We start from the raw sequence: 14,939 nt of genomic DNA, 5'->3' as shown, positions 1-14,939 counted from the left end.
GTTTTTTTAGAAAAGACAATCTTAATGATAATTATTGGCAAGTAAATAGAATTGTTACGGGATAGTTAAGCGGGTAACTAAATAATGAAGGCGGGAAACAGGGCCCGGCTGGCGGGCCCTGGCGGGGGTTATTGTGGCGTAAGCCAGAAGACGCCGCTGTAATCCAGCGCGGTGAATTTCTGGTGCACCATTTCGATATCCGCTTGCGGATCAATATCTTTAAACAGCGCCGGGTGCAGGAATTTGGCGATCGCCTCGACGGCGATAAAGTTGAGTGGCGTGTCGTAAAATTGATGGTAAATCGCCATCACGCGTTTTTCTTTCACCGCTTTCAGCACATTAATGCCGGTGCGATCCAGCAGATGCGCCAGTTTCTTTTGGCTGGTGGCCATATCGGTGGTGTAACCCAGCGGCACCGCCAGCGTGCCGCGATGCCCGCGGCTCCAGTCGGCGCCGGTCAGCAGATAGAAATCCGGGTTGCTGCCGATCACCTGCTCGACGTTCACTTCTCCGCCCATGTCTGAAAACAGCTTGCTGCCGATATTGTTGCCGCCGGCGGTATCGATGAACTGCCCGAAGCTGCCTTTGCCGAAGGTGTTGCAACACTGTTCGCCTTTGATGCCGGCGCTGCGCTCGATGAAGACGCTGGGGCGCTGCTCCGGTTTCAGCGTGGCGACCCGCTGGCGCACCAGTTCGAGACGCTGCTGATAGAGGCGGATAAAGGCGTCGGCGTTGGGCTGCTCGTCAAACACTTTGCCCAACAGCGCCATGCTGGCGACGGTGTTGGTCAGCGGCTGCTGGCGGAAATCGACGATCAGCACCGGGATGCCGACTTTTTCCAGCTGGGTCAGCACGCCGCTGTCTTTCAATTTGCTCAGCAGGCCAATGTCGAAAATGATCAGATCCGGTTGGCGCACCACCGCGCTTTCCACGCTGAAATCACTGGTGTAGGGGTTGTCGAAGGTGGGGATCTGCATGACCTGTGGGAATTTTTTCGCGTAGGCTTCCACCAGATCCGGCGCTTTGACCTTCAGCGAGTTGTCCCAGGCGATGATGTTTTTCAGTGGCTCCTGCGGATGCAGAATATTCAGCGCCAACAGCGCACGGGCATCGGCCAGGATAACGCGTTTGGCCGGTTGCGGCAGGGTGACCTGGCGGCCGGCGACATCGGTGACGACGATCGGCGCGGCTTGAGCGGCGCCGGCCAACAACAGAATGCAGGCGGCCAGCCAGCGGCCGGCTTTGGCGATAAGAACAGCGGGCATGGAGATCCTTGGGTAATCGGCGAGGAACGAGAACGCAATGATAAGCGATATCCTTTCGCTTTTTGAACTCCCTTGATGCCGATAGATTATCCCAGGCCCATCAGCGGGTCGCTGACGCTGTGCGCGCCATCCTCCAATCGGCCCGCCAGGCGGCGCAGCCAACCTCCCGGGCTTTGCAGCGTAAGGTCATACCAACCGCCGTTGGCGCGGGCGTCAAACGTTTGCTGGTGGCTGCCGCCCGCCGGCAGCGTGATGTGCCACGGGCCCTGCCGAGTATAGGGACAGCGTTCGAGGGTGACCGCTATCGCTTCGGTGCCCGGATTGTTCAACTGCAGCTGCAGGCTGCGGCCCGTCGGGCGCAAACGCACCTCCGGCTGCGGCCGGTTCAGGGCGCCGCGCAGTTCACGATGAAAGCCGTTAGGGCCGAGCAGCCACAGATGGTACTCATCCTCCGTTTGCCAGTCGTCGCTGACCGCCTTGCCCGCCTCGACGGTAAAACGGCGCGGGATCTGCGCCAGATCTCGCCGATCGTAGACGTGAAACACGGCTCCCTGCTCGCCGGTATTGAACAGGTTCAGCGTCACGCGGCGCTGCTCGGCCGCGACGCTGGCCTCGACGTGCAGCTGGTAGGGCAGTGCGCGGGAAGGGCGCGCCAGGCGGCGTTGGTGCGGCAAACTCTGGTGGGCGGGCGATGGTAGCGGCACCTGCGGCAGCTGTTCCTGGCGCTGGCGCAGGCCATCGGCGGCGTGGCGGCTGGTGGCGGGCAGGCTCGGCAGCGCTTCGCCGTTAGGGTCGACAAAGTTGAACGCCGAGGTGAGATCGCCGCACACGGCGCGGCGCCAGGCGCTGATGTTGGGTTCATGCACCTGAAAGCGCTTTTCCAGAAATTGCAGCACCGAGGTGTGATCGAAGACCTGCGAATTGACCCAGCCGCCGCGGCTCCAGGGCGACAGCACCAGCATCGGCACCCGCGGGCCGGGGCCGTAGATGCGGCCGTCCGGCGGCGGTTGATCCTGCGAGCCAGGCGGCGCCACGTGCTGGAAGATCTCGGTGTCGAACGGCACCGTCGATTTACCGGCGAAGCTGCCGTCCTCGCGCAGCGACGGTGCGGAAGGCGAAGGCATATGGTCAAAAAATCCGTCGTTTTCGTCGTAGTTGACCAGCAGGACGGTTTTACTCCACACCTCCGGGTTGTCGGTCAGCGCGTTGAGGATCTCTTGGGTGAACCAGCCGCCCTGCACCGGGCTGGAAGGATCGGGGTGTTCCGAATAGGCCGCCGGCGCGATGATCCAGCTGACCTGTGGCAGTTTGCCCTGCTGCACGTCGTCGCGGAACCCGGCCAGCATGGCGTCCAGATCGTTGCCGTCGGCGGCCGGCAGGGTATTGCCGTTGCCCTTGTACAGCGGCGCGGCCTCGTTGAGCGCATCACGATAGGGCACGAAAGCGTTGAAGTCTTTCGGCGGCCGCGCCGGGTTGCCCACCTGAATGCTGGCGGCGCGGTATTGGCGAAAACCCGCCAGCGGGTTGTCGGTAAAGTTGTCCGGCAGGAATTGATACACCTTCCAGCTGACGCCGCTCGCCTCCAGCCGTTCCGGATAGGTTGTCCACTGGTAGCCGATGTCCGCCGGGCCGGGGCTGTCCCATTCGTTGACCACCACCGCCACGTTGGCGGCGGACGGGCCGTTGGTGCCGGTCCAGTGGAACAGCCGGTTGGTGTTGGTGCCCGCGTGAATAGCGCAGTGATAGGCGTCGCAGAGGGTAAAGGCGTTGGCCAGCGCGAATTGGAACGGCAGCTCATGCTGGCGGTAGTAGCCCATCGAGGCCGGCGTTTTGTAGGTCGGCCAGGCGCTCATGCGGCCGTGATCCCAGGCGGCTTGCTCATCCACCCACGAGTGCGGCGTGCCGGTGACGCGCTGGGCGTTGCCGCGTTTGCTGTCCAGGTGGTAGGGCAGCACCAGCCGCTCGGCGCCCTGTTGTTGCCAGACGTGGCGATCGCCGGGCAGTGGAATGGTAAAGCGATCGCTGAAGCCGCGCACGCCCGGCAGGGTGCCGAAGTAGTGGTCGAAAGAGCGGTTCTCCTGCATCAGGATCACCACGTGTTCGACGTCGCGCAGGGTTCCGGTGCGGTTGTTGGCGGGAATGGCCAGCGCTTTGCGAATCGAGGCGGGCAACAGCGAGAACGCCGATCCGATGGCGGCAGCCCGCAGGATGTCTCTGCGTGAAAGGTCAGGCATGCGTCGTTAATCTCCGTCAGTGTGCTTTGAAGATAGCCGCTGACGACGATAATGGCGAAAAATAACAGGGAGATGAATGCGAGGAAAACAATGCTCCCTGGCGGGAGCATTGGGGGATAACGCTTACTGCCTGATCAGGCGACCGAGCGTCGGCGCCGTTTCGAAATCGCTGCGGAAGGGGTTGATGTCCAGGCCGCCGCGGCGGGTGTAGCGCGCAAACACGCTGAGTTTTTCCGGGCGGCAGCTCTGCTTGATGTCGTTGAAAATGCGCTCAACGCACTGTTCGTGGAATTCGTTGTGCTGGCGGAAGGAAATCAGGTAGCGCAGCAGGCTTTCACGATCGATTTTACGGCCTTCATAGCGGATCACGACGCTGCCCCAGTCCGGCTGGTTGGTGACCAGGCAGTTGGATTTCAGCAGATTGGAAGACAGCGTCTCCGACACCGGTTCCCCTCTCTCGGCCGCGCCACTCAGGTATTCCGGTTTGAAGGCGAAATCGTCGACCGCGATATCCAGATCGTCGATATTGATGCCCGGCAGGCGGTCGATCTGCGCCGGGTAACCTTCCAGCCCCGGATAGAGCTTGACGGTGACCTGGCCGTTGGCCGCCTGCGACAGATCTTTCTGCATGGCGGCGCTCACCTGTTCCACGCTGTCAAAGCGCGTTTGGTTGAAGCTGTTGAGATACAGCTTGAACGATTTGGACTCGATCAGGTTCGACGAGGAGTGTGGGAAGGTAAATTCGCCGATGCCCACCACCGGCTTGCCCTTGGCGTTGAGCCAGGACAGCTCGAAGGCGGTCCATAGATCAAAGCCGCTGAACGGCAGCTGCCGCTCGTCCACGCCGATCAGATCGCGGCCGCGCGCGCGCGGCAAGGCTTCGAGCAATGCGGGAGCATATTGATCCGGATAATCGGAGTTGGCGCCAAGATGGGTGATCTTATCTTGCTTTTGGATATGCATATTCATTGCCCTTTGCTTGTTCGGTATTGATGTAGCGGTTAAACAGACTGCGGGTGGCGTAGATCGGCCCGACGCCCAGCAGGGCGTAAACCACCTTGATCAGGAACTGCGACAGGATCATGGTTTTGATGATGTCCCAGCTCAGCACGTTGTAGAACGCCAGCGTACAGAACACCACGCTGTCGATGGCCGAAGCCACTACGGTACTGGTAATTACGCGCACAAACAGGTAACGGGAGTTGGTCAACTCTTTGATTTTGCAAAGCAGGTAGGAGTTGACGTTCTCGGAGATCAGATAGGCCGCCGACGAGGCCACCAGCACCGCCATGATGCTGTGCACGATACCGTTGTAGGTCTCGCTGTACTCCCACTGCGGAATGCTTGGCACCAGCGTCGTTACCCAGACCCCCAGGACGAAGGTCAGGTTGGCGATAAACGAGATGATAATCGTGCGCCGGGCCAGCCGTAATCCATAGAATTCATTGAGGATGTCCACCAGAATGAACGTGAGCGGGTAAATGAAGATCGCCGGCGGCGTGATGAGATTCAGCACCGGGATTTGGATCGGCTTGACGCCGCACAGCGTTGAGAAAATATAAATCACGCTGAGCGCCACGGTAATAATCAGGTAGGCGTACCAAGAGCGTTCGTGGCGATCGCTGAGCTCGTAGGCGGTTTTTTGTTTGTTGTCGCCATAGAGTTTGCGGTATAGCGCCTGCAGTTCGTGCCGGCTCAGATCTTCTGAAATTTCGCTGTCGGCCAGCTCATTCAGCCCCATGGTAATAGTTTTGCCGGTGGCCAATACCATGACATTGGCCGCGATGGTGCCATGCCGGGTGAAGCCCAACAGCTTGAACTTCTGATTCGGTTCCATTTATAACCTTTCTCCAACGATGTAACCCAGGAATTGCACGGTGTCCTGAGGGCGTTTGTCCATGCTTTCGCTGTCTTTGTCGTCAACCACAAAGAAGCCGCTTTTTCCCGAGTGATACAGCAAAGGTGAATCACAAATCAGTACCGGCGGGCGTTTGATGATGATGACTTCGCCGGGAATAAATGACCCTTTAATTTCGGTCTCTATTTTCATTGCCAACATGTTCGACTCATCGCCGAAGAAATAAGTCAGAGGAAACTCGGTGACCAGTTGCCCTATCTTGCGCTGCGAGACGGCCAGATAGCGCGACTGCGGGATCACCGGGATGGCGGAAGGGTTCTTGTTGCCCTCGGTGGACAGCGTTTCATTGAGCAGCTCCAGTTTTTCCAGATCGTAGTCTTCGATCTCTTCACAGGAGACCCCGAAGAAATCGGAAATCCGATTCACGGTGGATTGCTGAACGTTGTTCACTCTTCCGTCAAGAATTTTGTAGAGGGTGGTGCGCGTCAGGCCGCTGCGGTTGGAAAAGGAAGCCTTGGTTTCACCGCGGGTACGCATCAGATATTCAATATTTTTAATGATGTTGATTTTGCGCTGTGCGTTGGTGGTTTTCATCGGCTGTCCTTACAAACATTACGCTGGCTTCACTATATCTTACGCGTTGGCGTTGTCCAGATAAAAAGGCGCAGAGGGGTAGGTAACCGGCTGATTATTGGTGGTAATTATTGTTTCTTGTCAGCCGTTTAGCGTAGTGATGTTAGCGCAGAAGATCGGATTGACCTGCGAGGATGATAAAACTGTGTAAATCAATTGATTAGCTTTTGCTTATGGAAAAGTGAACATAAAAGCCAATTTTATGTGTACTTTTATGTTGACCAAAGCCGATTTCATGGGCTACTGTTCATGCAAGCTGAAGTTTTTCTTTACGATAAAAACACTGAAGCTAACGATTTTTATAATAAAAAGCTCAGAGGGGGCATTGCCACACTCTGAGCATGAATAGATAGCTTGCTACCGACACCAGGGACCCTAACTACCATGGCCGTTTATCTGCGCGATCGGCCTATTCTTTTGCGTTGAACTCCACCGCTATCGAGCATAAAACACTCCCCCGTTACCGGAGGAGTGCATTAACGCATGCGCGACAATCAGAGCGACTTCTGCGAAGCCAAGGGTTTTTGTGCCCGGCTGAAGGCCAGTTTGAGCACCCAATACAGCAGGCTGGCGGCCACCAGAGAGTTGATGGTCGGTACGCCCCATTCGGTCGCCTGGCCAACGGCGCCGCCGGCGATGCTGGCGACGATCGCCGCCCAGCCGATAGTCGGGGTTTCGCTCGGCAACTGGCCCGTTCGGCGGCTCTCGTCCAGGATTTTGCGGTGGCTGCGCAGCAGGTAATAGTCTACCAGCATGATGCCGATAATTGGCGGGAAGACCACGCCAAGCACCGTCAGGAAGTCGACGAAGCGGTCGAGAATGCCCAGCACCGACAGCGTAGTGCCCAGAATCCCGATCACCAGGGTGGTGTAGGTGTACTTCAGCTTTTTGCCGGTGATGCCTTCCACCGCGTTGACGATGCCCAGCGAAGAGGAATACAGGTTGAGATCGTTGACGCGCAGGGTGGAGAACACCACGACCAGCAAACCGGCGCCGCCGGCCGCTTGCGACATGATGGTGACCACATCTGCGGTGCCCAGGGTTTTGGCGATCAGGATCGCCAGGCCGTTCACCACAAACTCGCCGGCGATGATGGTGAAGAGCGTGACGCCGAGCACGTGCTTGCCGTTTTTGGAGTAACGGGTCAGGTCGGGCGTCATCAGGCTGGCCACGATGGCGCCGCCGACGACGATGGTGATGCCGGCGCTGATGGTCAGCGGTTCACCCGGCGGCGCCAGCTGGATGATCTCCTGCAGGTTATGCCCGGAAAGCGCGGTCACTGAAATAAAGGCCACCAGCATGATGAACATCGGCACCGCGATACGGGCGGCGATGCGCAGCGCCTTAAAGCCGAATGCCACCAGGATGGTCAACAGCGTGCCCGAGAGCCCGGCGGCCAGGCCGAAGCCCAGCTTATTGCCGAGCGCGAAATCGAGCGACTTGGCGAAAATGGCGTTTTGAATGCCGAACCAACCCAGCAGGCTGATGGCCACCACCACGCCGATCAGCACCGAGCCCAGGCGACCGAAGCCGCACCAGCGCGGCCTGGGGCTGCCGGAAATCCCTTCGCGCATGCCCGCCAGCCCCAGGCCGTAGGTCACCACGCCGAAGATCAGGCTGCCGACAAAAATGGCGGTGAAGGCGTCAATCAGCGTCATGGAGTTGCCGAGCACGGCGCCGAGCATGAACTGGTCCAGCGCGGTCAACATGCCCATATGCACGATGGCCACGCTTAAAAACGAAACTCTTTTATCCTGCGGCACCCGGGTGAGCGGATAATCTTCGATCTTTATCACGGTGAGATCTTCCTTGCGGTTCAAATAAACTGAATGCCTTTGGTTATCAGGCGATCGGGAATGTAGTTATCCAGGTTGGCGTATTTGCAGTACTCCTCAAATTGCTGCTGAGTATGCACGTTGGCCTTCTGGTAAATGTTATAAATGCGGTTTTCGATGGTCTTATTGCTGACGTTATAGATTTTTGCGATCTCTTTTACCGTAAATCGCTGAAGCATAAGAAAAATGACATCGAGTTCGGCACGGGTGAACAGCTCGTTATTGACTTCGGTGGTCAATACGCTGGGTTTTTGCTGATTGATGTATTTCAGCGGTGACAGGCTGTTCATCGGCTTGGCGTTCCAGATCACGCCAATCACCTGTTTGTCATCGTTGTACACCGGCAGCTTTTCGCTGATAAATGGCGTCAGGCTGTCTTTGCCGTACCAGTAGTGCGTTTCTATGACCGTGACCCGATCGCGCGCCGCTTCGGTCATCTTGTCATGCTCGATAAAGTCGGCGGCTGAGTCGGCCCAGTCGGCGGGGAATTCGTGGTCATATTTGCCGGAGACGTCGAAATTCAGCGGCGTATTGGTATAGAGATAAGCGGCACGATTCATATAAAGGTGGCGGGACAGCTGGTCTTTGATGCCCCAGGGCTCGCTCAGGTGCTCCATCATGGTGATGAGGCCCTTAAAATAAGATTCATTATTTTTATGCGATGAACCCATACCTACCTCTGCGCCGCTCAGGCCGCGTTACAGGCTTTTAGCCAGGTAATGGCGGGTGTGGCGATGCGCGTAGTCGCCCAGCTCGCCGTAGACCCGGTAGCCCAGTTTTTCGTAGAAGCCTCGGGCCTGGAAATCGAAAGTATCGACATAGGCCATATGGCAACCGCGCTTGCGGGCTTCTTCTTCGGCCAGTTGCATCAGCTGGCGGCCGTAACCGCTTTTGCGACATTGATCGCCGACCCACAGATACTGCACTTCCAGGCCGCCCCACCAGGTGCGTGCGACCAGGCCGCCGACGATCTGCTGGTTGTCGTCGGTGACGGTCAGGAACAGTGGGTGAATGTCTACGGGCTGGGTTTTATGGTTGTGAGCCCAGAGGCTGTCGATAACGAACTCTTCATCCTGCGGGTTGGGTTTGTCGGTGATATTAATATTCATTTTTAATATAATTCCCTGATTTAATTATTCAAAACTGAACTAGGCGCTTTCGCCCTAACCGCTTCTAATATCACTTTCATTAATGTATTTCAAGGGTGGTTTTCACCCTTTTCCGCCAGGTGAGAGGCCGCTTATAGTAGGTGCCACAGGGAGAAGAAAATAGTGAAACAGGCGGTATTAAAACGCTGAAATGCCCTGCTTACACCATCTTTTCCTACTTGCGCCTCACCAGGGCCCCACCGGGAAAACTGCAGTACTGTATGGCTCCACCGGATAGAGCAAGCTCACTTGCCGACGGGGGAGCCACTTTGTTTTTTGACGCACCCACCCGCGCCCGCCATTCGCTGTCTCAGATATTAAACACTCTTCTCATCAGAAGATATGCGCCGCAGATGAAAATGTGGCCGATACCTTCCGAGCCGCTGATTTAGTCCTCTGCTATGACGCTGCTGAGCGCCGGCTCGATGGTGGCATCCAGCATGGCGCCGTGCCCTAAGGCGGGCCACTCCCGATAGCCGACGGCGAGACCGTCGAGCTGTGCCAGGTGTTCGGCCAATAAACGCGTTGCGTTCGCCGGCAGAGTGGGGAGCTTCACGCCGGGCGGGGCCGCACGATCGCGTTCCGCCAGGCCAACCCACAGTTGCAGCTTCGCCACCGGCACCGGACGCCGCCCCATCATCTGCTGTGCTTCTTGCAGGATCATGCCGTTGCCCCACCACAGCGAGGGTTCCACGGCGATGTAGCGTTGGAAGGCGGTAGCATGGGTGAACAACGTGTGCAGCACGAAGAGCCCGCCGTAGGAGTGACCCCATAGCGTTTGCCGCTGCGGATCGACCGCCAGTTTGGCGGCGATCGCCGGTTTGATCCGCGTTTCAATCAATTGCAGGAACGCATCCGCGCCCCCGCCGCCCCGCGGCGGTTGCTTCAGGCCCACCGGCAGAGGGAGCGTATAGTCGTAGGCGCGGCCGGCGGCATCTATGCGCAGATCGTTGTCATAACCGATCATCACCAGCACCGGCGGTCGTTTCGCCGCCGCCAATTTGGCCAACAAGGTGGGATTCAATCCCATCAGCACTGCATTGCCGTCGAGGAAATAAACCGTTGGATAGCCTTCAGGTGCAGGGGCCTGGCGCGGCTGGGCGATGCGAACGCGGTAATGCCGTTGGCCGTCGGCGGAGGTGAAGCGCAGATCGCTGAAGTGGTAATCTGCAGAATCGCTATCGGCTATGGTAGTGCCGATCTTGCGTTCCAGATCGGGCCTGGCCAGTACGGAGCCCGGCAGCCAAAGGCCGATGGCGAGCGCCAGAATCGCAGAGATAAAATGCCGGTTGGACAATAACATGCGGGTCAACATCTTTGTAAAAGGCCGATAGTAGCATTCGTTCGGGTCCGGCAAAAACCTACCTTTACGGCGGGCATTCTGACGGCGAAGTACGACCGAATCCCGGAGAGGCTGCGGGTTGCTTTGTTGGGTTAATAGCAACCCCTTGTTATTATTGATAAGTCAGGAATAACAAGGATTACAATTAATTAGAAATGGTTATGATTTTTGTGGGTGAGAAAACTGCGAAGAAGGGTGAAAACATACGGTTATCAACGATATTTAGCAAAAAAAGCCCTATAAAATAGGGCAAAGACACACAACAACACCAGGGAAACTTTCCAGTATCTTATATTATAGCTTCCTATACATATAGAACATTTTATTATAAATATGTAAGTGATTCTTATTAATCGTTCAATGCCATTGTTTTTCAAATGGTTATGCAGCCTTTGTTGAGGCATTGCCCTTGGGCTGGTACGGGTTGCCAAGGGCGGGAGGCGGGGGATATTGCCGTCACGGCAGCAGAACAGACGAGAGCGTCGGCCCGATAATCCTCAAGGCAATACCGACTGGCGGGCGGCAAACGTGCCGGCCGGTATTTCTCCTCAGACGCGGCCGATCTTCACTGTGGGGCCAGGTGAAAATCAGTGCTGTTGCAACGTCAACATCTCGCCAAGCAAAACATCGGTTGGCGGCAGGATATCCGTATCCAGCCCGGCGGAGGGGGTAAAGGTCAATTCGCCGAATATGATCTGGCCTTTGGAGATGTAGAAATCAACGCGAACAAACTCGAAGGGTGCGGACAAGCGTGAGGCGTACTCAAACAGCTCATCGTATCCCTGCGGTTTCACGAAGGCGTCGATCTCCTCTTGGTTCAATGCCAGACAGTCATCGCTGTAGCACAGAAACTTGAAATCTTTGTCAAAGAAGTAATACTTCGGCGACCCGGTATCTCTGCCGACACACAGCAACGTGCAGTAAGGCACACCGCGGAAACAATAGATTTTATAGTCTTCAGGCCCGTGACCATTGGCCGATTCGATATACTTCTCCCCAATGATCTTTTTTTGTATCCCTTTGTAGTTGAGCTCTACATAAGTTTTCCAATAATCGTCTTTCATCCAACCGTCGATCAATTTTTTGGCGCTCTTGATATTCAGCAATTTTTTATTCTGGCAAATCAGGTTATACCCGGAACCGTGATTCCCTTTGATCACAAACTTATCCGGCAATGCGTCCCACGGAATATCGTTTACTGAATCACAGGCAAAGTACAATTCATTAAGGATCTCTTCGCACCCTTGATCTTTGATATACTGCCTTACCGCATATTTGTCTGCGCACTGCTTCACCAACGCATTGTGACTATAGCCATTCAGTTTCAGGTGATTGATCTTTTCATTCCAGGTGGACGGCGCCTGCAAGTTTAACGGTTTGCCAAATGCTTTTTTGTAGAGCAATCTGGCCTTGAACTCGGGAGCCAATACGGCCAGCTGCTTCGTAATAAATTTAATGATTTGTCTTTTCATATACGTAATTCCATCAAAGCGTAGTGACAATGATTAAGTCGTTCTTGTATTTAAAACGCGGGTGGCGTGCTTTCACTGCGCCATTGAATGGCCGTCGGCGTTGTTCCAAGATCAAATGGCTTGTGGTCTAACGCCCGATTAAGAATACGGGCCGACCGCCATGCCATCAGGCTTAACTGCGGATCGGCAATGCCGTGATTGTGCATACTGGCGTTCATGGCGAATAAGCAGTTCTCCGCCGGGCCTTCCCACTCAAAGGTAAAGTCTGGGGCGATGCGGTATTCGCCATCCGCAGTGGTCAGCAAGCGATGGGCCAGAGGCTCAAGGAACTCTGGCGTGGCCGTCTGATAACCGGTGGCGAAGATCACCACGTCCGCCTTGAAGGCTTCTTCGCCGTGATCGAGATGATGACGCGTTTCGAGTTGGTAGGCGTTATCCAGCGTGTGTTTCACGGCCGTCAGTGAACGGCTGGGCAGCAGCCGCACCCATAATTTCTCGCGCAGGACGTCGAAGCGGTGGTACATGGCGCGATAAATCGCCAGCAGCGACTCACTGGTGATACCGTCTGAGGTCATCTTCTGTTCGGCCAGCATATGCCGTTTGGCCGCGCTATCCAGTGAGTAAAAGCTCTCGACGTAATCGGGCGTGAAGTATTCGTTGGCAAAGGCCGCTTCATCGAGCGCATTGTAGTTGTTGCGGCGCGATATCCAGTCGAGCTGCTCCGGTTGCCCCCATTCCCCTTTAAAAATATTCAGGAACAGATCTGCACCGCTCTGGCCGCCGCCGACGATCGCCACGCGTTTGCCGGTCAGATCGGGGTTGCGCAGCATCATTTCGCTGGCGTGGAAACAGCGATCGCTTTGCGCCGTCACGCAATCAGGCAGCTTTATTTTCTTGCCAATACCGATACTTACGTGCCTGGCGTGGAAGACCTTATTCGAGGTGGTCACCACGAACTGGCGCTGCCGATCATCGAACTCAATCCGCTGAACGTCTTGGTTGAATGCCAACGAGCCCATCCCGCCGGCGGCCCAGGTGAGGTAATCGGCGAACTCTTCACGCGATGCGGTGCGCTGTTCCGTCGTCAGGAAACGATAAAACTTCCTGTTTTTTACCAGATAGTTGAGAAAGCTGTAGCGATTGGTGGGAGCAACCGCGCTCACCAAGTCTTTTAAAAAGTTGGTCTGCATGCTGCAATCCGCCAGGATCATCCCTGGGTGCCAGGAGAAATGAGGTTTGCGCTCCAGGAATTGCCCCGTAAACCCTTCTATTTCACTGCCTAAGGCCGCCAGGCTAAGATTCGACGGGCCAAGGCCAATACCGATGATATCCAAACGCTGATTCATTAATAAGCTCCAGTATAATGAGAATAATACCCAGAAATACGGCTGCAGATAGGGTGGCTTATAGCAACCAGGCTGCCTTTTTCTTATAAGTAAGCTTCACGAATTAAATTGAATTAAAATGTGTACGGGCCAGAAATACCGAATTTTTAAATGCCCGTTTAGAATTAGGTAGCACATCAGGTAAAGGCTACGGGCAAATTTCTTTCCATGAAAATCCCTATAAAAGCTTGCATGTGGTTTTAATGACTATTCCTAAGTAAAAATCCGATATCCCTGAGCCACGACGCCATGAAAACGATCGCCTGAAGCGGCTACTCATCGTATGGGTTCTCATCTGATTTCTGGTTTCTGGTGTATGTGCCAGCCTGCGTTCGTTTTGCATTTCCGGGATCGGGTTTCCGTTGCTTAGAATAACCCTAAAATAGGCGCTGAGGAGGTGAAATAACGTGATATTAAAAGCCGGGCGCTTTTTGCAAAGATGAAATCGGAAGTGAAATTATGAAATCGGTTGATTAAGTTGTTTTTTGTTAATTTATTCAATGTATTAGACGCTTTTCTACGGAAGGGGTTAAACCCGTTTTTTCGGAGCGGGCGCACGCTTCCCAGTGTTGTTACCGTTGATCACCGTGAGATTTTACCCTCAGTGGCATAAACCGATGTACGCGAATTATTTGCGTTAACTACCTGGTTTACCGTTTGTTGAACTTGCGTGGGACGAGGTTTGTCAGGAAAGGAGGGTTTTTTTGAGCTGGAAATGAAAGATTCTGGCCACGACGGCGAAGTGAGCAAGCCCTATCCGGCAATCATTTTGGTGCACGTTAACCGACCACGACAACAAAAATACCTCAGTTAATTCGACGCATTCTTACTCTTCAGCCAGGGCGAAACAGTTGCCGGATCACAGGAATGAATAGGATTGCGTTTTTGAAAGTCGAAATGCTTATGGTAGTGGCAGAGATCTGGCGGGGATCAGCATCTCATTCAATACCTCACCCGGTAAAATTACATCGAAACTCGTGCTATGCTGCCAGCGCCAAAATCTCATGCAATCCAGGGAATGCCATAATTCCTTCATTATTACAAGATACAGGATAATGTGGTTGGATTTATTTTTGATTATTAGTATGCCAACTAATCTGCAAACAATTAATTTTATTGTCCTGATTAACTTGCCTACGGCATTCCGTTAACACTTTTCCGGTCTGAAGGACGTCATTAATAGGGTGCTCGGCGCCGATAAATTCACGCTGGGTAGGGCAATGCATTGTCCAAATTAATGCTGGAATATTCCCCTTTCTGGCCGCCGGCTTTGCAGATATAGCTGAAATTTTGCACGCTATTTACCGGCTGAAAAATATTCTAATAATGCAGGCGTCGTTTTAGCGATCAGAACCTGTACGGTCAGGTAGTGTAAATCCTAAAAGAAAAAAACGTCATATGCGGGTTCTTCTAAATAGTGGTGCCCGGACTCGAACAACCGGCGCTGGCGCCGCGTTGAACAGCGCTTCAGCGCTGGCCCGTAGGGTGAGGCCTTTGGGCCGAATAATCGAACGCAGTTCGATGGAGAGTCCTTATCCCAGAAAGCAAAAAACCCGCCATAGGCGGGTTCTTCTAAATAGTGGTGCCCGGACTCGAACAACCGGCGCTGGCGCCGCGTTGAACAGCGCTTCAGCGCTGGCCCGTAGGGTGAGGCCTTTGGGCCGAATAATCGAACGCAGTTCGATGGAGAGTCCGCACCCCAGAAAGCGAAAAACCCGCCATAGGCGGGTTATTCTGAATATGGTGCCCGGACTCGGACAACCGGCG

General features: G+C 54.9%; 11 protein-coding genes. All 11 read right to left on the bottom strand.

The window, feature by feature from the left end; all coding sequences use genetic code 11:
• Window positions 1-128: 128 nt before the first annotated feature.
• Complete coding sequence (locus FUU19_RS20735) at window positions 129-1,265, bottom strand: ABC transporter substrate-binding protein (protein ID WP_230489633.1); 1,137 nt, start codon at window positions 1,263-1,265, stop codon at window positions 129-131.
• An 86-nt stretch (window positions 1,266-1,351) separates the two neighbouring features.
• A complete protein-coding gene (locus tag FUU19_RS20730; RefSeq protein WP_202670302.1) occupies window positions 1,352-3,499 on the bottom strand; it encodes a phosphocholine-specific phospholipase C in 2,148 nt (715 codons plus the stop codon).
• 123 nt (window positions 3,500-3,622) lie between these two features.
• Entirely contained in the window at window positions 3,623-4,462 is an 840-nt protein-coding gene (gene queF, locus FUU19_RS20725; RefSeq protein ID WP_141973090.1) for an NADPH-dependent 7-cyano-7-deazaguanine reductase QueF, read from the bottom strand.
• Window positions 4,440-5,336 (bottom strand): queuosine precursor transporter, encoded by an 897-nt coding sequence (locus FUU19_RS20720; RefSeq protein ID WP_019453032.1) that lies wholly within the window; start codon window positions 5,334-5,336, stop codon window positions 4,440-4,442. The genes queF and FUU19_RS20720 overlap by 23 nt, the downstream gene beginning before the upstream one ends.
• The gene (locus FUU19_RS20715; RefSeq protein ID WP_004937341.1) at window positions 5,337-5,951 is read right to left on the bottom strand and encodes a helix-turn-helix domain-containing protein; all 615 of its coding nucleotides are present in this window, start codon (window positions 5,949-5,951) and stop codon (window positions 5,337-5,339) included.
• A gap of 533 nt (window positions 5,952-6,484) precedes the next feature.
• Complete coding sequence (locus FUU19_RS20710; protein ID WP_230507340.1) at window positions 6,485-7,786, bottom strand: cytosine permease; 1,302 nt, start codon at window positions 7,784-7,786, stop codon at window positions 6,485-6,487.
• Window positions 7,787-7,806: 20 nt separating this feature from the next.
• Entirely contained in the window at window positions 7,807-8,496 is a 690-nt protein-coding gene (locus FUU19_RS20705) for a helix-turn-helix transcriptional regulator (RefSeq protein ID WP_141972588.1), read from the bottom strand.
• Window positions 8,497-8,523: 27 nt separating this feature from the next.
• Complete coding sequence (locus FUU19_RS20700) at window positions 8,524-8,934, bottom strand: GNAT family N-acetyltransferase (protein WP_019453029.1); 411 nt, start codon at window positions 8,932-8,934, stop codon at window positions 8,524-8,526.
• 427 nt (window positions 8,935-9,361) lie between these two features.
• On the bottom strand, window positions 9,362-10,276 hold the full coding sequence (locus FUU19_RS20695) for an alpha/beta hydrolase (protein WP_141972590.1): 915 nt from the start codon (window positions 10,274-10,276) through the stop codon (window positions 9,362-9,364).
• Between the two features lie 626 nt (window positions 10,277-10,902).
• Window positions 10,903-11,787, bottom strand: a complete 885-nt coding sequence (locus FUU19_RS20690; RefSeq protein WP_141972592.1) for an ATP-grasp fold amidoligase family protein — start codon at window positions 11,785-11,787, stop codon at window positions 10,903-10,905.
• Between the two features lie 50 nt (window positions 11,788-11,837).
• Window positions 11,838-13,133: a lysine N(6)-hydroxylase/L-ornithine N(5)-oxygenase family protein gene (locus tag FUU19_RS20685; RefSeq protein ID WP_202670303.1), complete on the bottom strand. Its 1,296-nt coding sequence runs from the start codon at window positions 13,131-13,133 to the stop codon at window positions 11,838-11,840.
• Window positions 13,134-14,939 lie beyond the last annotated feature (1,806 nt).

The organism is Serratia montpellierensis (assembly GCF_020858655.1).
In the GTDB taxonomy this organism is placed as follows: domain Bacteria; phylum Pseudomonadota; class Gammaproteobacteria; order Enterobacterales; family Enterobacteriaceae; genus Serratia; species Serratia montpellierensis.
Note: the sequence above shows the minus strand (reverse complement) of the source record. Positions and strands in the feature narration are given on the sequence as shown.